This window comes from Thiobacter subterraneus (genome assembly GCF_055379455.1).
In genome coordinates, this window is the sequence record NZ_AP042402.1 from 1,405,160 (window position 1) to 1,426,044 (window position 20,885).

A 20,885-nucleotide genomic window follows, 5' to 3' on the forward strand; every position below is an offset into this window, starting at 1 on the left:
CCTTCAATCGATCAGACTCTTGCCATTGCGCACGAAGGGATATTTCACCACCTTCGCCGCCAACAGTTTGTCGCGCACCGCCACCTGCACCTGGTCGCCCACTTCCACCTGCACCGGCAGGCGCGCCAGGGCAATGGAGCGGTTGAGGGTGGGGGCGAAGCTGCCGCTGGTGGTCTCGCCCTCGCCATGGGCGGTGATCACGCGCTGGTGGGCACGCAGCACGCCCGGGTCCAGCAGCACCAGACCGTAGAGGTTGCGCATCACCTGCTGTTCCTCCAGGGCATGCTTGCCGATGAACTCGCGCGGACTCTTGAGATCCACGGTCCACGCCAGCCCCGATTCCAGGGGCGTGGTGGTCTCGTCCATGTCCTGGCCGTAGAGATTCATGCCCGCTTCCAGGCGCAGGGTGTCGCGTGCACCCAGGCCCGCTGGCGCCACACCCAGCTGGTGCAGCAGCCACCAGAAGTCCTCGATCTCGCCCGCAGGCAGGATGATTTCGAAACCATCCTCGCCGGTGTAGCCGGTACGGCCGACGAACCAGCCATCCAGGGCCACGGCCTGAAAGGGTTTCAGGGACTCGGTGGCGGCGCGCAGTTCGGGGCGTGCCAGCCACACCCTCTCCCGGGCATTGGGACCCTGCACGGCAAGGATCGCCAGGTCGCGCCGCGGCACCACCGTCACCCCCGGCGCATGGGCGTCGCGCTGGTGCTCGATCCAGGCCAGATCCTTATCCGCGGTGCCCGCGTTGACCACCAGGCGGAACCAGTCTTCGGACAGGTAATAGACGATGAGATCATCCAGCACCCCGCCCTGCTCGTTGAGCATGCAGGAATACATGGCCTTGCCCGGAATCTGCAGACGGTCCACGTTGTTGGCCAGCAGGTAGCGCAGGAACTCGCGGCTGCCTGCACCATGGAGATCGATGGCCAGCATGTGGGACACGTCGAACATTCCCACGTCGCGGCGTACCTTGTGGTGTTCCTCGATCTGGGAGCCGTAATGCAGCGGCATGTCCCAGCCGGAGAAATCCACCATCTTCGCGCCGAGGGCGCGGTGTGCGGCATTGAGTGCGGTCGTTTTCAGCATGGTCATCTTTCCGCTCCGTCGCAGACGGAAGGCCTGGGCCCGATGGATGGACTGGCGCGGTGACGGGACGGGGCAAAGGCGGTTGCGCCCGGCAGACCGAACGTCCCAGTCAGCTTCACCCCTCTGTCCCGGTACCTGAGAGATTGCGGCGAACGCCGCGTGCCCCTTCGGTGGACGGATCGGATCGACCGTCGCTCTCCAGAGTTGCCTGAACACGCGGTTCTTTTGCCTGAGCGGTTACGGGTGGTTGCGCCTTCGGCGGCACGGCGGGCGTGCGCTCTTCCGCGGGTTCAAATGGCAGCTGGAACTATACCGGAGGCCCCTGGCGCGCTCAAGCTCAGCAGGCCAACTGGTTGGCGATGCAGATCTGGTGCTTAAGCCAGGCCAGGCCCAGCCACAACCACAGCAGCAGGAAGAACGCCACGAAGGGGATGTGGGCGTCGAGGATCACCCGCGGCGTGATCAGGCGCACCAGCCGCAGCACGGGCCGCGTGACGATCTCGAAGATCTGGTAGAAGAGGTTGTCGTGCCGGCGGGCCCCCGCGAGCAGCGCCAGCAGGCCCTGGCCCAGGAGCGCCCAGCCCGCCACTTCCACCAGGGTGCGCACCACACTGATCAGGAAGATCTGCTGCGCCACGGTCATGGCCGCCTCCGGCCAAGGCTTGTCGAGCACCCCTCATGCGGAGACAATGCCCGCTCGATCATTGGTCTTTTCCCCATGGATTTCGATTTTCTGCGTCATTACTGGCGCGGCCGTCTGCTCACCCGGCTGAAGCGCCGGGAGCAGGCCATCGCCGCCTATCAGGTGGCCCTGGCCGTGCAACCGGACGACGCGCGCGTCCTGCGTGCCCTGGGTTATCTCCACGGCGAGCGCGGCGACCGGCAGGCGGCCGAAAGCCTTTTGCGCCGTGCCCTGGCCATCGACCCGGACGCCGTGACCTGGTTCAACCTGGGCTACCTGCTCGACCAGTCCGGGCGGCGCGAGGAGGCCATCGCCGCCTTCCGGGAAGCCACCCGCCTCGATCCCAAACTGGATCGGGCCTGGTACGGCATGGGGCTCGCCCACGCCGCCCTGGGCCGGCACCAGGAAGCCGTGGCGGCCCTGGAGCAGGCTGCCCGGCTGGAGCCGCGCAATCCCCACGTCTGGTACGCCCTGGGCATGGCGCAGCACCACGCCCAGGCGCCGGACAAGGTGGAAGCGGTGGCGCGCCACCTGCTGCGCTTCCATCCTCTGGTCTGCCGCAAGTTGATCCAGGACACCCAGCGCGCCGACCTGCGCCATCTCGTGCGCGAACTGGAATGATCCCAAAAACAAGGCCCGCTCGCAGCGGGCCTTGTTCCCTGGAGTGACCGCCCCGTCAGGTGGCTTCGGTGCGGATGTCACCCGCCAGACTCGGGTAACGCACGTGCTCCACCAGATCCTGGGTGGCCTTGTCGGGTGCCGGCGTGAGCAGGCTCACGATGACCATCACCGCGAAGCCCACCGGCACACCGAACAGGCCCGCGGAGATGGGCTCGATGCCCCACCACTTGGCGTCGGCAACGGGCATGGTAACGCCGAACACCCCGCGCAGCCAGGGCTGGGTGGTGGCCATGTAGTAGAAGGTGACACCCAGGCCGGCGAGCATGCCCAGGATCGCCCCCCACTTGGTGGCGCGCTTCCAGAAGATGCCCAGCACCAGGGCGGGGAAGAAGCTCGCCGCCGCGAAGCTGAACGCCGCGCTCACCAGGAACAGGATGTCCGCCGGTTTCTGCGCCGCCACCGCGGCCGCCGCGATGGCCACCAACAGAAGCAGCGTCTTGGCCACGGTGAGCCGGGTCTTGGTGGAAGCGTTGGGGTTCACCATCTTGTAGTACACGTCGTGGGACAGGGCGTTGGCGATGGTGAGCAGCAGGCCGTCCGCGGTGGACAGGGCCGCGGCCAGACCACCGGCGGCCACCAGGCCGGACACCACGTAGGGCAGGCCGGCGATCTCGGGCGTGGCGAGCACGACGATGTCCTGATGCAGGCTGATTTCGGCGAGCTGCACGATGCCGTCCCCGTTCAGGTCCTTCACCGACACCAGGGTCGAATCCACCGCCGCCCACTTCGCCACCCAGCCGGGCAGGCTGGCGAAGCTGGAGCCCACCAGGTGGCTGTAGACGTCGAACTTCACCAGCACCGCGAGGGCCGGGGCGGTGAAGTAGAGCAGGAAGATGAAGAACAGGGACCAGCCCACGGACTCGCGCGCTTCCCGCACGGACGGCGTGGTGTAGTAGCGCATCAGGATGTGGGGCAGCGCGGCGGTACCCAGCATCAGGCAGAAGATCAGGGCCAGGAAGTTGCGCCGCTTGATGTCACGCTCCTTCTCGTCCTTGCCCGGGAAGGCTTCCGCATGGGCGCGGGGCGGGGCAGACTTGGCCTTGGCGCCATCGGCATCCTTCTTGAGCTTCTCCTTGAGCTTGGCAGGCGTGGGCGGGAACTCCTTGACCGCCTTCTCGGCGGCAGCGATCGCCTTCTGATCCAGCGTGGGCGCCGCCTTGAGCTCCGCCAGCTTGGCCTCGGCCTTGGCCTTTTCTTCGGCGTAAACCGCCTCCGGATTGGCCTCCAGCTCCTTGATGCGCGCCTCCAGGGCGAGCTGTTTGTCCTTGTGGATCTGGCGCACCTCGATCTCTTTCGGATCAGCCTTGATCTTCTGCTCCAGCTCGGAGAGCTTGGCGAGTTGCTGACCGTAGGCGATCTGGGCCACCGGATTGCCGGTCTGCTGCACCGACAGCCACACCACGGGGATCATGTAGGCGATGATGAGGATGATGTACTGGGCCACCTGGGTCCAGGTCACCGCCCGCATGCCGCCCAGGAAGGAGCACACCAGGATGCCGGCCAGACCCACGAACACCCCGATCTGGAATTCGATGCCCGACAGGCGCGAGGTGATCAGGCCCACGCCCATCACCTGCGCCACCACGTAGGTAAAGGAGCACAGGATGGCCGCCAGCACGCCGATCATGCGCACCGTGTGGCCGCCGTAACGAGCGCCCAGGAAGTCGGGAATGGTGAACTGGCCGAACTTGCGCAGGTAGGGCGCGAGCAACAGGGCCACCAGCACGTAACCGCCGGTCCAGCCCATGATGAAGGCGAGGCCGTCATAGCCCTGGATGTAAAGGCCGCCCGCCATGCCGATGAAGGAGGCGGCGCTCATCCAGTCGGCGCCGGTGGCCATGCCGTTGAATACCGCCGGCACACGCCGCCCCGCCACGTAATATTCCGCCACGTCGGCGGTGCGGCTCATGATACCGATACCGGCATAAAGGGCCACGGTGGCGAACAGGAAGACATAGCCGATCCATTTCGAGGGCAATCCCATCTGCTCGGCGATGGCGAGCGCGATGATGAACAGGATGAAGCCGCCCGTGTAGAAGCTGTAATACTTCTTGAGCGACTGGGCAAACTGGGCCTGGGTGGTGGCAGCCATGTTATTTCTCCTCCCCTTCCGCCACGCCGTACTCCTGGTCGAGGCGGTTCATGCGTTTGGCGTAGTAGAAGATCATGATCACGTAGATGATCAGCGACCCCTGGGCGCCCATGTAGAAGGCCAGGGGGAAGCCGAGAAACGTGATCTGGTTGAGCTCCCGGGCGAAGTAGCCCACCACGTAGGTGACGACGAACCAGATGGCGAGCAGGACCGCCGTGAGGGCCAGATTCCTGCGCCAGTACTCGCGATGTCTTTCGGTGATTTCCACGATGCCTCCTCGAGCTGGGTTGGGGACGGACACGAACCCGGCGTGAACCGGACCGGCGCCTTATGCCAGACGCATAAATTCTCTTTATCGCGCCAGTGGCGGGAGTATAGGTGCGCCGGTCCGGCGCTGTAAAGAACCGCGGAATCCTGTTTCGCGATACGAAAAACTCAGCGGGCGCCGAGCCGGGCCAGGGCCCGCTGGTCCCGCTCGAGGCGCCGCAGGGCGGCCAGGTCACGGTGGCCCTGGCTATGCGCGGCAGCCAGCGCCACCTGCAGGAGCTGGGCCGTGGCGTAGGCATCGGACAGGGCCTGGTGACGCGCGTAGTGGTCGATGCCGAAGCGGGTGAGCCAATCGTCCAGGGAACGCAGCTCGACACCGGGAAACAGGGCCGGCATGAGATCGGCCAGGTCCAGCACCAAGGGCTTCCAGCGCAGTCCCAGAGTCTCGCGCAGGGCACGCCCGATCATGAGGGTGTCGAACGGGGCGTGGAAGGCCACCAGGGGATCCTGACCGGCGTACTCCAGGAAACGCAGCAGCGCCTCGGCCGGGGGCAGACCGGCCTGCTGGGCGGTGCCGCCGATGCCGTGCACCAGGATGTTGGCCGTGCCGCTCACCCGTTCCTGGCGGAGCACCACTTCCAGGCTGTCGGCGAGGATGATGGTCTCCCCGGTGAGGGCCACCGCGCCAATGGAGATGAGCCGGTCGCGCCAGACATCGAGACCGCTGGATTCCACGTCCACCACCACCCAGCGCAGGCTGTCGGCCGGTTGGTGGGGGTCGGGCGGCGGACGCCGGCGCCAGGCGGCGAGCCGAGCCCGCAGCTCGGGATCGGTCACCGGCGCGGTGAGGCGGCGCAGCCAGTGCAGCCATTCCATGATTCGGGCCGCCTCACAGGCCGTAGTCGAGGGCGAGCCGGGTCTGCAGCTTGCGCGCCTGGCGGAAGGCCTCCTTGAGGATGCGCCGTTCCAGTTCGTTGAGCTCGTCCGGATTGACGTGGTTGTGCAGAGCCTGGCCTTCCCGCTCCTGCCAGTGCTGGTGGCGCAGCTTGAGCAGCTGGATGAACAGGAAGGCCTCGTTCCAGGCTTCCACCTCCTCGCCCGGCAGCAGGCGCGCCGCGGCGGCCGCCCGCAGACGCTGCACCGTGTTGGTATGGCTGTCGCCCGCCGCCAGACTGTAGATGCGCGCCGCATCCACGAAGGGGGTGGTGCCGTTCAGCTTGAGGTCGATGGTGTGGGCATACTCGCCCCGGGATTCCAGCACGAAGTCGCGCACCACCCCCAGGGGCGGACGGTTGCGCAGGGCATTGGCCGCCATCTGGTGCAGAAAGCGCGGGTTGGCCGGCGCGTGGCGGGCAAGCCAGGCGCGCAGCTCCTCCGCCAGCGTGACGTCGCCGGTGAGGGGCCGGAAGTCGAAGAAAATCGAGGCATTGAGCAGGGCCTCGGGATCGCCCTGGTCGATCCAGTTGGCGAACAGTTTCCGCCAGCCGGCGAGGGTGAGGCACCACTGGGGGTTGCTCGCCATCACCCCACCCTTGCACAAAGGGAAGCCGCAGGCATCGAGCGCCTCGTTCACCGCACGCGCGAAGGGCAGCAGACGCTCGCGCGTGGCCTTGGCCTCCTGCTCGCCCGCGGCGAACACGATGCCGTTGTCCTGATCGGTGGACAGGGTCTGTTCCAGCCGTCCCTCCGACCCCAGGGCCAGCCAGCAGAAACGAATGTCCCCGACATCGAAGCGGGCGCGCATGAGTTCGATGATGCGCTCGGTGAGCAGGTCGTTCAGGGTGGAGATGAGCTGGGTGAGCTGCTCGGCCCCCACGCCCTGGGCCAGCATGGCATGGGCGAGCGCCCGAATGTCGGCGGCGATGGGCGGCAGCTCCTCCACGCTGCGCGCCGTGCGCAAACTGGTGCTGATCTGGGTGAGACCCACCCGCTGCAGGGAAAACAGATCCCGCTCCGAGATCACGCCCTGAAGCCGCCCCTCCTCCACCACCAGCACGTGGCGGATGCCGTGACGGGCCATGAGCACCGCCGCCTCGTGGGCCGTGGCCCGCCCCGGCAGGCTAAGGGGATCGCGGGTCATCACGCTGGCGAGGGGCGCGGCGAGATCCTGGCCGGCCAGCGCCACGCGCGCAAGCAGATCGTGCAGGGTGAAGATGCCCACCGGCCGTTCCCCTTCCACCACGATCATGGAACCCACGTTCTGCTGGTGCATGCGCGCCAGGGCGTCGCGAATGGGCACCCCGGGGCCGCAGGTGACGGCCGGCCGGCGCAAAAGCTCGACAAGGGGACTGGAGAGGGGCTGCTGGGCGGCGCTCGCCTGGGTGTATTGCGCCTGGATGAGCTGCCGCGAGCGTTCCAGCAGATGGGCGATGCGGCGCGTGCAGAAATCCTGGAAGGGCGGTGAACGCTTGAGCAGGGCGTCGAAATCGGCGGCAGCCAGGCGGTAGCAGAAGGTGTCTTCCACCGCGCGATAGACGTTGCCCACGGGCCGGTGGGCGAGCAGCGCACCGAGGGGGAAGCACTCGCCTTCCACCAGCTGGGTATGCGCCTCGCCGCCGCCTGCGCTGCTCTCGCCCACCACGGCGCCCTGCTTGATCACGTAGAAGTGGCTCACCGGCCCCTGGGCGGGATCGAGCAGCACGCCGTCCCTGGGCGTATAAACCACGGACAGGCGGGCCACCATCCATTCCAGATCCTCGCGCCGCATTTCGGAAAACGGCGCGAAGCGGGCCAGATGGGCAATGGTGGCGTTGAGCAGGCTGGCGGGCAGGGGGGCGGCTTCAGTCATGGTGTCACCTTAATGGGATCCCCCCTGGGCAGCAACCGGCGCGGCTTCCAGGGAGAGCGGCTCGGGCCGGTGCACGCCAAAGCCCTGGGCATAGTCCACGCCGAGGGCGGTGAGGTGACGCACGATCTCGTCGTTCTCCACATATTCGGCAATGGTGGCCAGCCCCATGACGCGGCCGATGCGGGCAATGGCCTCCACCATGGCGAAGTCCACCGGATCCGCGAGCATGTCGCGTACGAAGGCGCCGTCGATCTTGATGGAATCCACGGGCAGGTTCTTGAGATACGCGAAGGAAGACATGCCGCTGCCGAAGTCGTCCAGGGAGAAGGCACAGCCCACTGCGCGCAGGGTGTTCATGAGTTGAAGCGCGCGCGTCAGGTTGGCGATGGCCGCGGTCTCGGTGATCTCGAAACAGATGTGGCGCGGGTCGATGCGGTAGGAGCGAAGCTGGTCCAGCACGAAGTCGCCGAAGTCCTCGTCGCCCAGGGACTGACCAGAAAGATTGATGCTGAGGACGGCGTCCGGACACAGGGCCTCGCGGTTTGCCGCCAGCCAGGCGAAGGTGCTGCGCACCACCCAGCGGTCCAGGATCGGCATCAGGTTGTAGCGCTCCGCCGCCGGGATGAAGGCCATGGGCGGCACCAGGCGGCCGGCCTCGTCCACCATGCGCAGCAGGATCTCCCGCCGCCGGCAGGTCTGGCCCAGGGGCAGGGGATGGATTTCCTGGAAGTAGAGGTGGAAGCGGTTTTCCTCGAAGGCCCGCGTGATCTGGTTGACCCACTCCACCTCGCCCTGCCGGCGGCGCACCTCCGCATCGCTTTCCCGGTGCACGAACACCCGGTTGCGGCCGCGTTCCTTGGCCATGTAGCAGGCGGTGTCGGCGGCGGACAGGATCGCCGCCAGGTCGCCGCAGCCCGCCCCCAGCGCCACCAGCCCCATGGATACCCCGATGGTGAAGGTCTTGTCGCCCCAGACGAAGCGGAATTCCGCAATGGCCTGGCGCAGCGCCTCGGCCACGGCCTCGCCCGCCGCCACGTCGCTGTTGGGCAGCAGCACACCGAATTCATCGCCGCCCAGCCGCGCCAGGGTGTCCTCGGGCCGCAGCCGGGCCGGCAGCACGGCGGCGAGCTGGCGCAGGAGCTCGTCGCCGGCAAGATGGCCGCAGGTATCGTTCACCAGCTTGAACTGGTCCAGATCCAGGAAGAGCAACACGTGGTGTTCGCCCCTTGTGCGCGCCCGGTCGGCCAAATGGGCGAGCCGCCGCTCGAACTCGTGGCGGTTGAACAGGCCCGTGAGGGGATCGTGGCTGGCCTGCCAGGCCAGCTCCTGGGCCAGCACCCGCTCGGTGGTCACGTCCCGGAACACCACCACCGCCCCGAGGACGCCCCCCGCCTTCGCCCGAATGGGGGAGACCGTCTGCTCGATGGCGTATTCCTCGCCGCGACGGTTGAGCAGCACGGGTGCCGCCGGCGTGACAGTCGGCGGCGCATCGGCGAGCACGCCCGCCAGCAGGCCCGCCAGGGGGCGGCGGTCGCGCTCGTCCACCACCCGGTAGATTTCGTCCACCGGCCGGCCCGCCGCTTCCGCCAGGGACCAGCCGGTAAGGCGTTCCGCCATGGCATTCAGGTGGCGCACGCGCCCGTCGGCATCGGTGGTGATGACGGCATCGCCAATGGAATGCAGCGTGATCTCGGCGCGGTCCCGTTCCTCGGCCAGCGCCCGCTCCGCCGCCAGCGCCCGCCGTGTCACCCGCGCCGCGATCACGATGGCCAGGATCACCGCCGCCGCCGCCAGCGCCGCCACCTGCGCGAAGGCATGACGGTAACCGCGGCGCGCCTCGTCAAGGGCACGCGCGCTGGCCGCCTCCTGCAGGGCCAGCAGTTCCTTGAAGTGGACGTACACCGCCTGCTGGGCCGGCAGTGCCTGCTCCACGAGCAGCCGGTCCGCTTCGAACTCCCGTCCCTCCTCCAGCAGGCGCACCACCTCCTCCATGAGAGCGGTGGAGGTGCGTATCTTGACGCGGGAGGCTTCCAGCGCCACCCGCTCGGCGTCCGTCAGCGGCATGGCACGCAGGGCGTCGCGGTGGATCACGTACTGGCTGGCCAGCTCACGGAAGCGCAGCATGAGGCGGTCGCGCTCGAAGGGATCACCCGTAAGCAGCATGGACTGCACCACCAGGGCGCGCTCCCGGGAAGCAGACTGCATGGCATTGACGTGGGCCACTTTGACGTTGGCCTCGACCACGATGCGCTCCAGGCGGGTGTTGGCGGCGCGCATCTGCCACAGCGCCGTGGCGGCCAGGGCGACGAGCAGCAGGCAGACCAGGCCGAAGCCCAGGATGAGGGTGCGCGCGGAGCGGGAAACAGCGGGAGGATTGGCGGCCATGGCTGGGGATGATAGCGCGCGGGAGGCGGGATGGGCCCAGCGCCGGGCAGGATCGGCCCGCACCGGCCCCTCCACACCGTCCCGTTGTGCGAATAGCGGCAGGCAGCCGGCAGGCTTGAGGCCGCTCAAAAAACAAACCCCGCCGCAGCGGGGTTTGTCCGGACCATCCGTTGGGCGGTTACATCATGTCCATGCCGCCCATGCCGCCCATGCCGCCGCCGGCAGGGGCCGGCTTGTCTTCCGGCAGCTCGGCCACCATGCAGTCGGTGGTGAGCATCAGACCGGCCACGGAGGCGGCATTCTGCAGGGCCGTGCGGGTCACCTTGGTGGGATCCAGCACGCCCATCTCCATCATGTCGCCATACTCGCCGGTCTGGGCGTTGTAGCCGAAATTGCCCTTGCCCTCGACCACCTTGTTGACCACCACGGAGGGCTCGTCACCACAGTTGGCCACGATCTGGCGCAGGGGCTCCTGCATGGCGCGCAGCACGATCTTGATGCCGGCATCCTGGTCGTGGTTGTCGCCCTTGAGCTTGGACACCGCTTCCACGCAGCGCAGCAGGGCCACACCGCCGCCCGGCACGATGCCCTCTTCCACCGCCGCGCGGGTGGCGTGCAGGGCGTCTTCCACGCGGGCTTTCTTTTCCTTCATCTCGACCTCGGTGGCAGCGCCCACCTTGATCACCGCCACACCGCCGGCGAGCTTGGCCACCCGCTCCTGCAGCTTCTCCTTGTCGTAGTCGCTGGTGGCTTCCTCGATCTGCTTGCGGATCTGCTTGACCCGGGCCTGGATCGCCTCGGCCTTGCCGGCACCGTCGATGATGGTGGTGTGTTCCTTGGCCACCTCGATGCGCTTGGCCTGGCCCAGATCGGCGAGGGTGGCCTTCTCGAGGGACAGGCCCACTTCCTCGGCGATCACCGTGCCGCCGGTGAGGATGGCGATGTCCTCGAGCATGGCCTTGCGCCGGTCACCGAAGCCCGGGGCCTTGACCGCGCAGGTTTTGAGAATGCCGCGGATGTTGTTCACCACCAGGGTGGCGAGCGCCTCGCCTTCCACGTCCTCGGCGATGATGAGCAGCGGACGGCCCGCCTTGGCCACCTGCTCCAGGATGGGCAGCAGGTCGCGGATGCTGGAGATCTTCTTGTCGTGCAGCAGCACGAAGGGGTTTTCCAGCACGGCGAGCTGACGGTCCGGATTGTTGATGAAGTAGGGGGAGAGATAGCCCCGGTCGAACTGCATGCCCTCCACCACTTCCAGCTCGTTGTCGAGACCCGAGCCGTCCTCCACCGTGATCACGCCTTCCTTGCCCACCTTTTCCATGGCATCGGCGATGATCTTGCCGATGGATTCGTCGGAGTTGGCGGAAATGGAACCCACCTGGGCGATTTCCTTGCTGGTGGTGCAGGGCTTGGAAATCTTCTTGAGCTCCTCCACGGTGGCGGCGACGGCCTTGTCGATGCCGCGCTTGAGGTCCATGGGGTTCATGCCGGCGGCGACATACTTCATGCCTTCCTTGAGAATCGCCTGGGCCAGCACGGTGGCGGTGGTGGTGCCGTCACCGGCCACATCGGAAGTCTTGGAAGCGACTTCCTTCACCATCTGGGCGCCCATGTTCTCGAACTTGTCCTTGAGCTCGATTTCCTTGGCCACGGACACGCCGTCCTTGGTGATGGTGGGCGCACCGAAGGAACGCTCCAGCACCACGTTGCGGCCCTTGGGACCCAGCGTCACCTTCACCGCGTCCGCCAGAATGTTCACGCCGGCGACCATCTTGTGGCGGGCGACATCGCCGAATTTCACGTCTTTAGCAGCCATTTGATTCTCCTGAATTCAAAATCGTGGAACGCAAGGGCGGAGAGGTGGCACGGCAAACCGGCAGGTCCCCGCACTTCGCGTCTTTGCGTGGGATAGCGGTTACTTCTCGATCACGCCCATGATGTCTTCTTCGCGCATCACGAGCAGTTCCTCGCCCTCCACCTTGACGGTTTGGCCGGCGTACTTGCCGAACAGGACACGGTCGCCCACCTTCACGTCCATGGGAATGAGCTTGCCGGAGTCGTCCCGCTTGCCGGGGCCCACGGCGATGACTTCACCCTGGTCCGGTTTCTCCGCGGCGGTGTCCGGAATGACGATGCCGGAGGCGGTCTTGCGTTCCTCCTCCACACGCTTGACGATCACGCGGTCATGCAGGGGTCGGATTTTCATGCTTCGGTCTCCTGAAGTTTTGCGTTGAAACGGGGAATCCGGATCGGCCGGCCTCAAACCTGCGCCCGGGCATGTCGCCCAGGAGTCCGGGCCGGCGGGGCGGCTCGTAGCCACAGCGCGCCGGAATTGTTAGCACTCGGGCGCGAGGAGTGCTAATGATAGGGGCGACCCTTCGAAAGTTCAAGCGCCGGCACGGGCGCACGGCCCTCGGCGGCAGGAGCGACGTTGGGAGGTAATCGCAGAAGCAGCCCTGGCCGTCCGGCGGTTGGCGGCGGGGCATCTCGCTGGGTGAGTTCCCGCTGACCGTTCGCTTCGGTGGCGGCCGCCCCACCGGGCCGTTGCGGTTCTTTATCAGCCCATGGGGCACACGACACAGCCCTTGGCCCCCTGCCAGGCGCCCGGAACGGATCCTGAAGAGGATTTGCGGCAGCATCGCCTGCAATGGCCGCTCCGGCGGTACCGGCCTTGGGTTATTCCCAGGGGCTGTCCAGGCTACCGGGACCACCGCACACCTCACCAGCCCGCCGGTAGTCCCTCTGAGTCAGAATAGTTGTCGCCTCGACAGAATCTGAAACCTGGGGGCGATAAGGGAAGAACAAAGTGGCCAGATACGGACAAGCATTCAAGGACAAAGCGGTAGCACGGTTGTTGCCCCCGGAGAGCGCATCGGTGGAGACGGTTTCCCGCGAACTGAGTATTTCAACGGCGACGCTGGAGAGGTGGCGCGCGGATGCCCTGTCCAAGCCCGCTCGCACACGGGCCTGGACAGGGCCGGCCCGATTCGAGGCCGTGCTGGTCACCGCCGCAATGGATGAAGCCAGCAAGAGCGCCTGGTGCCGCGAGAACGGCGTGTATCCGCAGGAACTCGAGCAATGGCGTGCAGCGGCGACACAAGCGCTGGCCGACCCCGAGGACACCGCGCGGCTCGGCCTCCGCGACAAGAAGGCCGACCGGCGACGTATCAAGGAACTCGAGCGCGAGCTGCGCCGCAAGGAGAAGGCCTTGGCCGAAGCCGCCGCGCTGCTGGTGCTGTCAAAAAAGCTCGAGGCGATCTTTCCAAAGGACAAGGACGAGGACGCATGATCGGCCGGGAAGATCGCCAAACAATCGTCCGCCACATCGACACCGCACATGCCGCGGGGGCGCGCCTGCGCCCGGCATGCGAGGTTGCTGGCATCACCGTGCGCACCCTGCAACGCTGGAAGGCCGAGGACGGCCTGCGCGTCGGCGATCGCCGGCCCATGGCCAAGCGCCCGACACCCGCCCATGCGCTCACCGAAGAGGAGCGCGCCCGCATCCTGGCGGTGGCCAACGAGGCGCGTTTCGCCGACCAACCCCCCGCGCGCATCGTGCCGACGCTCGCCGACGAAGGGATCTATATCGCCAGCGAATCGAGCTTCCAGCGCGTGCTGCGCGCCCACGGGCAGACGCGCCACCGGGGCCGGGCTCGTGCGCCTCAGCGTTCGCGCCCGCCAACCACCCATGTCGCGACCGCGCCAGGCCAGGTCTGGTGCTGGGACATGACTTACCTGCCCACGCAGGTGCAGGGGCGTTGGTTCCACCTTTACCTGATCCTGGATCTCTACAGCCGCAAGATCGTCGGATGGGAAATCCATGCGGCTGACCACGCCGACCACGCGGTGAGCCTGCTCAAGCGCACCGCGCTGGCCGAAGGCGTCCACGCGATGATCGACAAACCCGTGCTTCACGGCGATAACGGCAGCACGCTCAAGGCCACCACGGTGCTTGCCATGCTGCACTGGCTGGGTGTCAAACCCTCTTACTCGCGCCCGCGCGTCTCCGACGACAACGCCTTCGTCGAGTCGCTGTTCAAAACGGCCAAGTATCGCCCCGAATTCCCGGCGCGGGGCTTTGCCACCCTTGAAGAGGCCCGCCGCTGGGGGCGGGACTTCGTGCACTGGTACAACTTCGAGCACCGCCACAGTGGCATCCGCTACGTCACGCCGGCGCAGCGACACGCGTTGGAGGACCAGGCCATCCTGGCCAAACGCCATCAGACGTATCTCCAGGCCCGCGCGCGCCATCCTGCGCGCTGGTCCGGGGAGGTTCGCGACTGGACACCGGTCGGTGCGGTCACGCTCAATCCGGAGCGTAATGCTGTCGTGCGCGGCCACGTACATGCCGAAGATACAGGGCAGTTTGTTGCATGAATCAGGCGACAACTAGCTTGACTTGTTCCGTAGTGCGGGGGGAAATTTGCAGAGAGAAAGATGCACAACTCCCTGCCCACCCAGCCAGTCTTGGTCAGAATGCCGTCGCCATCAAAGTCGAAGTCGATGTGGGCGGGGTAGCCCACTGCCTCCCAGCCGTCGCTGTCGAGGTCCAGGATGAAGGGGTCCCGGGGCCAGCGCCAGGGTTTGGCATCCCGATACCGACCCGTCGTCAAATCAAATAGAGGATCGAGATATGCGTTCCGGCTGATCCATTCACGAAGCTCTTTCAATCCCCATTCCGCCAGGGTGCCTAATCCCGCATCTCGTAGACTTTTCTTCGCGGCCTGATCCTTCAAGTAATCTTGGAATGATTTGTCCTTGCGGAGTGAATCAAATACACGATCGAGACCAGTTTTGGTGAGAGCCTTGTCGAGAAACCAAAGCGGTATGCCAATTCCAACGGCCTCAGCCAGCTTCGTTGCAGCATCATAAGCCGCTTGCTCGCGAGCATTTGGATCAGCCGTGTTTTGGACAATCTCAGCTGCATCAGCCACCTCTTTCAGTTTGGTGGCCACCCATGCAAGGGACCCTGCTTTGTGTAACGCGCTCAAGCTTTACCTCCACGAAAAACGATATAAGCCGCCGACAAGAATTCATCGAAAACATTAACTATAAAGCCAAAAATATATGTCATTGCAGCAATAAGGATTGCGTCCAACAACTCGATATTTTTTGCTGTGAATTTCTCCCCAAAAAAACCAGCGGCGAAGAAAGTTATAAGTCCATAACCAAGCAGCATCCAGAAAGAATCCGTCAGGCTCCCTTTGTTATGCGTGGGAAATCTCGGCCAACCAAGCAGCAGTCCCTCAAACACGCGCCTAAAAGTGTTTGCCAAGAAAGAGGAAAGCAATGCTCCAGCGACCAAATAGGCTCCAAGGCCATTCCACTCAAAACCGACAACTGAATAGACATTGCCCAGCAATTGCTGAGAACGTGTGACGGCTCCGATGCCACGTTCCTTAAATATGTAAAGACACCAAATCAAATGGAGTGTAAAGGACGAACCAAATAGCACGAGGTCCAGAATGTTGGCTTCCGACCTGGATGGTGAGAAATATTTTCCTTTCATGCCGCCATCCGCCACATTTGATTTGCGCATTTCCCGCTTTGGGCGACGCAACCTTCCTCCGCCATCATGATATCCGCGCCGTCCCCCACCAACTGACTTTCAGCGCTGCCGGCGAGGTTGCGCACTTGAACGCGGCAAGCAGATTGTGCGACCCCTTTTCTGTAAATTTCTGCGGCGGGTGTCATGGCGCCGGGGTTACGGGTTGAGGTTGAGATAGACCTTGCCGGTCATCCACTCGTCGTCGAGTTCGGCAAGCAGAGCCGAGACGAGGCGCAAGCAGGAATCCGGGTTGGGGAAGATGCTAGCCACGCGCGTGCGGCGGCGCAGCTCCCGGTTGATCCGCTCCAGGCCATTGGTGGTGCGCAGGCGGATGCGGTGCGCTGCCGGGAAGTCGAACACGGTCAGGCTCTCCGGCACGGCTTCCTCGGCCCATTGGGCCAGCTTCGGATGCGCCTTGCGCCAGGCCTCCAGAGCGCTCTTCAAGAGCCGTTCGGCCTCCGCCCGGTCGGGTGCGTTGAAGATGGCGCGCAGCTGGGCGGCGACCGTTTTCTTCGCCTCCTGGCGGGTAACGAACTGGCCGGCATTCTGCTGCAAATGGAACTGGCAGCGCTGCCATGGGACAGCGGGCAAGACAGCGCGGCGGGCCGCCTTGAGTCCGGCATGATCGTCGGCAACGATGAGCTTGACGCCCTGCAAGCCTCGGGCGAGGAGCTTTTCCAGGAAACGGCGCCAGTTGATCTCGGCTTCCGAGGTGGCAATGTCGCAGCCCAGCACCCGGCGTTTGCCCGAAGCGTCGATGCCGACGGCGATCAAGACTGCGCAATCGACGATGCGGCCTTCCAGGCGGACCTTCTCGTAGCGGGCAGGAAGACAAGAGGTAGGGCACCTCGCCCAAGGGGCGCTCGCGCCAAGCTTTGAGCCCCTCGTCGAGCCTGGCCGCGGCACGGCTCACCTGGGCGGAAGACAGCGCAATCTCGGGCCCAAGCAGACGCTGCAGGACGTCGATCACCCGCCGGGTGGAGACGCCCTGGACATACATCTCGGCCAGCGCCAGGTTGACGGCCTGGTCCGTGCGGGTGCCCTTTTCCAGGGCGGAAGGGTAAAAATCGCCGGAACGCACCTGCGGCACCTGGAAAGTCACTTCACCCAGGCGGGTGAGCATGGTCTTGGGCTTGAAGCCGGGGGCCGAATCGCGCCGGGTTGCGGTGCGTTCGTAAGGCCGGGCGCCGACAAACTCGGCGCGCTCGATCTTGGCCGCCTCGTTGACCAAGATGCGCAGCGCTTCGCCCGCGCCGTCAAGACCGTGCTCAAGCAAGGCTGCATACGCCGCCTCCAGAGCGTTCGTTTCGACTCGCATCGCCATGGGGCTTATACTCCTTTCTCCATGTCATGGCGTCAGATCTCCCACCTCACCATCCCGCCGGTAGGGCGAAACGGAATTTACAGAAAGAAAGATACACAACTGCCACAATGGTTTGACAGCGAAAGAGCGTACGATCATGCCGTTGTCAATGCCAGTGTCAAGCCCTCTTCGTCATTCACCGGGGAACTCTTTGCTGGGGTGCTGCCATTTTGCGTGGCAAGCGACACACGGATTTGACCGCCGGAAGACATCCCGAACGGACTCCGGGGTTCATCAACTCTGCGGCGTCATCTGAGTGGAAGAGCGTCCTTCACCAGTGCAGCTTGGGATCAGTCTTCCCCTGATACTTGAAACCTGCGATCAAGCACCGACCCTGCCGCCGCTGTTGTCCGGCAGCACCGTTACCCCCCATTTGCGCCGGACGGCAGGGCTAGTGCAATTTCACCCGCGGCTTGTTGGGGGAGTTGATGAAGGTGGCGAGGGTGGACAGCACCACGCGGAACACGCCGTGCAGGGCGATCTGGTGCTTCTTGTAGAGGGACCAATAGACGAAGCGCGCGATCAGTCCCTCGATCAGCATGCTGCCCCGCGCGAGCCCGCCCATGAGGTTGCCCACGGTGGTGTAGCGTCCCAGCGCCACCAGGGAGCCGTAGTCGCGATAGACATACTCCGGCAGCGGTTTGCCCTGCAGACGCCGTGGCAGGGATTTGGCCAGCAGCATGGCCTGCTGATGGGCCGCCTGGGCCCGCGGCGGGACGGGCCGGTCGGAGCCGGGCTGGGGACAGGACGCGCAGTCGCCGATGGCGAAGATGTTGGGGTCGCGGGTGGTCTGCAGGGTGGGCAGCACCTTGAGCTGGTTGAGAGGGTTGACTTCCAGTCCGTCCAGGTTGGCGAGGAAATCCGGCGCCTTGATGCCCGCCGCCCACACCACGGTGCGGGCCGGAATGAACAGGCCGCTGGCCGTGCGCACGCCTTCCGCCCTCACTTCCACCACGCGCTCCCCGGTGAACACGTGGATCTTGAGCTCACGCAGCTCCCTGTCGGCCGCCGCGGATAGACGCTCCGGCAGACCAGGCAGGATGCGGTGCGCCGCCTCGATGATGACGATGCGCACGTTTTTCTCGGGCTCGATCTTGTCCAGTCCGTAGGCATACAGCTCGCGCGTGGTTTCGTGCAGTTCCGCCGCGAGTTCCACGCCGGTGGCGCCCCCGCCGATGATGGCCACGGTGAGCTGTCCGGGTTCGATGGGGCCGGGCTGGGTGTGCGCCCGCAGGCAGGTATTGATGAGGTGCTGGTGGAAACGCGCCGCCTGTTCGGTGGTGTCGAGCATGCGGCAATGTTCCCGCGCGCCGGGGGTGTCAAAGGTGTGGGTGACGCTGCCCACCGCGATCACCAGGGTGTCGTAGCGGAAGCTGCGGCGGGGCACGATCTCGCTGCCGTCCTCGTCGTAGGTGGGCGCCACATGGACCAGGCGCCTGGCGCGGTCCAGCCCCTCCATGCGCCCCAGCCGGAAACGGAAGTGGTGCCACTTGGCCTGGGCCAGATACTCCAGCTCGTCATCGTGGGAGTTCAGGCTGCCTGCCGCCACTTCGTGCAGCAGCGGCTTCCACAGATGGGTGCGTGCCTGGTCGATGAGGGTGATGGCGGCCTTGCCGCGTCGGCCCAGGGTATCGCCCAGGCGCGTGGCGAGCTCCAGCCCGCCGGCGCCGCCGCCGACGATGACGATCTGGTGCAGATCGCGGGAGGCGGTCTCGGCGGCGTCGGTCATGGCAGGCCTGCTGGGAAAGCGCGCCATTCTACCGCAGTTGGCCTGCCACGCGCCGCGGCCGCCGCGCGTTCGCAATCACGACCATTGGCAACGGTGCAAATGCGCACCCTCGCCCTGCCTCTTCCCGCAACAGGCGCAGAACACTGACGGGGTCGTCGACGACAGCAGGCCATCCGCAACGCCTCAAGGGGATGTGTCAACCATTCCCCCGGGGCGCCACGGGGTGCGTTCAGCGCTCCCGCTCGGGCCTGCGCGAGGGGCGGCCCTCGTCATCGTCGCCCCTGCCGCGCCAGGGCCGGTTCGCCGCCTCACCGGGCAGGGAACGCTCCACGCGCTCGCGACGCTCGATCCGCTCTTCGCTTTCCATGCGCTGGGGCCGCAGCCCGGGGTCGCTTCGTTCACGGCGCTCCCAGCGGCCTGCCCCCTCCTCGGCCGGCCGGGGCCGCGGCGGCTCTTCGCGCACGCGCGGCACTTCCCGGGGACGCTCGCTGCCGGGCTCCACGGGCACCACCCGGGGCCGGTAGGGATCCCGTTCCGGCCGCCGCGCGTCGGCCCCGTCGCCGCGCCCGCGGGATTCGCGCATGTCCCCGTAGGCGGGCGGCAGACCGGGGCGGGGCCGTTCCGGGCCTGCCTCGCGCCCCTCGGGCGCACGGGGGAACTCGCCGGCGGGCCGGCCCGGGGGCGCCACATGGCGCGGCTCGGCCAGACGCAGGGGATGGGAGGCCTCGACCCGCCAGGGAACCTGGGGCGGCCGCGCGGGGCGCATGGCCACCACCGGCCGCTCCAGCACCTCCCGGGGCGGCAGCACGCCGCGCGCATCATCCCCCGCCAGGCGGCGGGGGTCGGGACGCACGGGCAGTTCGCCCCGGACATGCCTGAGCTCACGCTCCTGCTCCCGCTCGCGGATGCGCACCACGCGCGGATTGCCGTAGCCGAAGCGGTCCACGTCGGTGACCACGATGGTCCTCGCCACCTTCAGGTTTTCGTAATGGATGTGGGTGACGTTGACGACCGTGGTGGGACGGATCACCACCTGGTTGACGATGCGCGGTCCGCCCCAACCGCCCCACCAGGGACGACCGACGAAACGGGGCGGTCCCCACCAGGGCAGCAGGGGCTCGCCCCAGGACAGCGCCACCCAGGCCAGGCCCGCAGGGCCTATGCCCAGGGACACGCCCGAACCGGTACGGAAAAACGCCACCAGCGCGGGGGCATAGACCGGGCGTGCCACCACCACGGGGCCCGGCGCCCACGCCCAGTAACCGTCAAGGAAGACCCAGCGACCATAGTGAAAGGGCACCCAGCCCCAGGGCGCATCGTCCACCCAGGTCCAACCGTAGTAGGGATCCCAGATCCAGCGGCCGGTGCTGTAGGGCACCCAGCCGGGCGGCAGACCGTCGGGTACCCACACGGGGCCGTAGGGCGGCACCACGCGCCAGCTTCCGTAATGGTCTAGCTCGCGCGCGCCCGCCACCCCCGGCGGCAGGTAACGCTCGCTGACCGCGTCCAGCAGTTCCCGGCTGCGGGCCTCGTTCCAGCGGTCCCAGCGGTCCGGTTCGGGGGCCACGTAGCTGCTGACCTGGGCCGGCTCCGAGCCCTCCACCACCACTTCCTCGGAGGGGCGGATGCTGTAGGGCGCGCCACCCGCAGGCACCACCACGGCGCGCCCGCCCCGGCGCGTAATGAAATGCACGTCTCCGTCCACATCGACCCGGTAGTAGCCCGGACGGTCGATAGTGAACACCGCGTTGGGTGTGTCGAGCTCGATCACCTTGCCCGCGGGCAGGGCGCGCAGATCCAGGGACACCCGCCCCGAGGGAATGCGCAGCTGCAGGAAATCCCGTTCCTGGATCACCAGGGTGAGCTGGGTGTCGTCGTCGGCCCGGATGAAGGCGCGGCTGCCAAGCTGCAGCTCCAGCTCGGAGCGTTCGCCCACGTAGAGGGCATCCCCCGCCGCCAGGGGCGTGTTCACGCGCGCGGCAGTCCAGTCCTCGGCGCCGTACCGCATGAAGGAGACGCTGCCGCCCACGTGACTCAGCCGCAGGGGCTCGAAATCCCTGGGTTCGTCCGCGGCACGGACATACGCCGCGGACCACGCAAGGGCCAGCGCAAGCAGACACAACACCAGGCGGCGCAGAAAGACCATGACGACCTCCGAAGACGGAAATGGCGATCACGCGGCATCACAACGCAGCAGCGGCGCAAGGGTTTACCTCGCGTGACCCACTGGAGCGGACTGCCCCATCCCGCCGCGGTGTCGCTGG

At 66.4% G+C, this 20,885-nt stretch carries 14 protein-coding genes, 1 pseudogene and 2 riboswitches; of the genes and pseudogenes, 2 read left to right on the forward strand and 13 right to left on the reverse strand.

The window, feature by feature from the left end; genetic code table 11:
- Positions 1-3 precede the first annotated feature (3 nt).
- Complete coding sequence (gene gcvT / locus ACZ42P_RS07045) at positions 4-1,092, reverse strand: glycine cleavage system aminomethyltransferase GcvT (protein ID WP_464896852.1); 1,089 nt, start codon at positions 1,090-1,092, stop codon at positions 4-6.
- A 107-nt stretch (positions 1,093-1,199) separates the two neighbouring features.
- Positions 1,200-1,293: riboswitch (glycine riboswitch) on the reverse strand.
- Positions 1,294-1,381: riboswitch (glycine riboswitch) on the reverse strand.
- A 42-nt stretch (positions 1,382-1,423) separates the two neighbouring features.
- A complete protein-coding gene (locus tag ACZ42P_RS07050; protein ID WP_464896853.1) occupies positions 1,424-1,759 on the reverse strand; it encodes a hypothetical protein in 336 nt (111 codons plus the stop codon).
- A gap of 45 nt (positions 1,760-1,804) precedes the next feature.
- Here ACZ42P_RS07050 and ACZ42P_RS07055 point away from each other — a divergent pair, with 45 nt between their 5' ends.
- Positions 1,805-2,389: a tetratricopeptide repeat protein gene (locus ACZ42P_RS07055; protein WP_464896854.1), complete on the forward strand. Its 585-nt coding sequence runs from the start codon at positions 1,805-1,807 to the stop codon at positions 2,387-2,389.
- Positions 2,390-2,444: 55 nt separating this feature from the next.
- Here the strand turns inward: ACZ42P_RS07055 and ACZ42P_RS07060 are convergent, their stop codons facing one another.
- From ACZ42P_RS07060 to groES, 7 genes are all read right to left on the reverse strand, one after another.
- Entirely contained in the window at positions 2,445-4,541 is a 2,097-nt protein-coding gene (locus tag ACZ42P_RS07060) for a VC_2705 family sodium/solute symporter (RefSeq protein ID WP_464896855.1), read from the reverse strand.
- Position 4,542: 1 nt separating this feature from the next.
- Positions 4,543-4,809, reverse strand: a complete 267-nt coding sequence (locus ACZ42P_RS07065; protein ID WP_464896856.1) for a DUF4212 domain-containing protein — start codon at positions 4,807-4,809, stop codon at positions 4,543-4,545.
- Positions 4,810-4,976: 167 nt separating this feature from the next.
- The gene (locus ACZ42P_RS07070; RefSeq protein WP_464896857.1) at positions 4,977-5,684 is read right to left on the reverse strand and encodes a 3'-5' exonuclease; all 708 of its coding nucleotides are present in this window, start codon (positions 5,682-5,684) and stop codon (positions 4,977-4,979) included.
- A gap of 13 nt (positions 5,685-5,697) precedes the next feature.
- Positions 5,698-7,596, reverse strand: a complete 1,899-nt coding sequence (locus ACZ42P_RS07075; RefSeq protein WP_464896858.1) for a DUF294 nucleotidyltransferase-like domain-containing protein — start codon at positions 7,594-7,596, stop codon at positions 5,698-5,700.
- 9 nt (positions 7,597-7,605) lie between these two features.
- Entirely contained in the window at positions 7,606-9,981 is a 2,376-nt protein-coding gene (locus ACZ42P_RS07080; RefSeq protein ID WP_464896859.1) for an EAL domain-containing protein, read from the reverse strand.
- Between the two features lie 178 nt (positions 9,982-10,159).
- Positions 10,160-11,797, reverse strand: coding sequence for a chaperonin GroEL (gene groL / locus ACZ42P_RS07085; protein ID WP_464896860.1), 1,638 nt, complete (start codon positions 11,795-11,797; stop codon positions 10,160-10,162).
- 99 nt (positions 11,798-11,896) lie between these two features.
- Positions 11,897-12,187 carry a co-chaperone GroES gene (gene groES / locus ACZ42P_RS07090; protein ID WP_464896861.1) on the reverse strand — a complete coding sequence of 97 codons (291 nt, stop codon included), beginning with the start codon at positions 12,185-12,187 and terminating at the stop codon, positions 11,897-11,899.
- A gap of 600 nt (positions 12,188-12,787) precedes the next feature.
- Between groES and ACZ42P_RS07095 the strand changes: the two genes are divergently transcribed.
- Positions 12,788-14,358 (forward strand): IS3 family transposase gene (locus ACZ42P_RS07095; protein ID WP_464896862.1). Its coding sequence is split into 2 segments (ribosomal slippage): positions 12,788-13,220 and positions 13,220-14,358, totalling 1,572 coding nucleotides; the frame shifts between segments, so codons are not numbered across the junction.
- A gap of 610 nt (positions 14,359-14,968) precedes the next feature.
- On the opposite strand, the gene ACZ42P_RS07100 is transcribed toward ACZ42P_RS07095, so the two are convergent.
- The 4 genes and pseudogenes from ACZ42P_RS07100 to ACZ42P_RS07115 all read right to left on the reverse strand — a co-directional run bounded on the left by ACZ42P_RS07100 (position 14,969) and on the right by ACZ42P_RS07115 (position 20,767).
- Positions 14,969-15,520: a hypothetical protein gene (locus ACZ42P_RS07100; protein ID WP_464896863.1), complete on the reverse strand. Its 552-nt coding sequence runs from the start codon at positions 15,518-15,520 to the stop codon at positions 14,969-14,971.
- 165 nt (positions 15,521-15,685) lie between these two features.
- Positions 15,686-16,853 (reverse strand): annotated as a pseudogene (locus ACZ42P_RS07105) (IS256 family transposase).
- A 430-nt stretch (positions 16,854-17,283) separates the two neighbouring features.
- Entirely contained in the window at positions 17,284-18,588 is a 1,305-nt protein-coding gene (locus ACZ42P_RS07110) for an NAD(P)/FAD-dependent oxidoreductase (RefSeq protein ID WP_464899378.1), read from the reverse strand.
- A gap of 262 nt (positions 18,589-18,850) precedes the next feature.
- Positions 18,851-20,767, reverse strand: coding sequence for a DUF6600 domain-containing protein (locus ACZ42P_RS07115; protein ID WP_464896864.1), 1,917 nt, complete (start codon positions 20,765-20,767; stop codon positions 18,851-18,853).
- Positions 20,768-20,885: the final 118 nt, after the last annotated feature.

Excerpts from the sequence above, each read along its gene's own strand:
- gcvT (WP_464896852.1), bottom strand. The coding sequence starts at position 1,092 with ATGACCATGCTGAAAACGACCGCACTCAATGCCGCACACCGCGCCCTC.
- ACZ42P_RS07055 (WP_464896854.1), top strand. The coding sequence starts at position 1,805 with ATGGATTTCGATTTTCTGCGTCATTACTGGCGCGGCCGTCTGCTCACC.
- ACZ42P_RS07060 (WP_464896855.1), bottom strand. The coding sequence starts at position 4,541 with ATGGCTGCCACCACCCAGGCCCAGTTTGCCCAGTCGCTCAAGAAGTAT.
- ACZ42P_RS07070 (WP_464896857.1), bottom strand. The coding sequence starts at position 5,684 with ATGGAATGGCTGCACTGGCTGCGCCGCCTCACCGCGCCGGTGACCGAT.
- ACZ42P_RS07075 (WP_464896858.1), bottom strand. The coding sequence starts at position 7,596 with ATGACTGAAGCCGCCCCCCTGCCCGCCAGCCTGCTCAACGCCACCATT.
- ACZ42P_RS07080 (WP_464896859.1), bottom strand. The coding sequence starts at position 9,981 with ATGGCCGCCAATCCTCCCGCTGTTTCCCGCTCCGCGCGCACCCTCATC.
- groL (WP_464896860.1), bottom strand. The coding sequence starts at position 11,797 with ATGGCTGCTAAAGACGTGAAATTCGGCGATGTCGCCCGCCACAAGATG.
- groES (WP_464896861.1), bottom strand. The coding sequence starts at position 12,187 with ATGAAAATCCGACCCCTGCATGACCGCGTGATCGTCAAGCGTGTGGAG.
- ACZ42P_RS07100 (WP_464896863.1), bottom strand. The coding sequence starts at position 15,520 with ATGCGCAAATCAAATGTGGCGGATGGCGGCATGAAAGGAAAATATTTC.
- ACZ42P_RS07115 (WP_464896864.1), bottom strand. The coding sequence starts at position 20,767 with ATGGTCTTTCTGCGCCGCCTGGTGTTGTGTCTGCTTGCGCTGGCCCTT.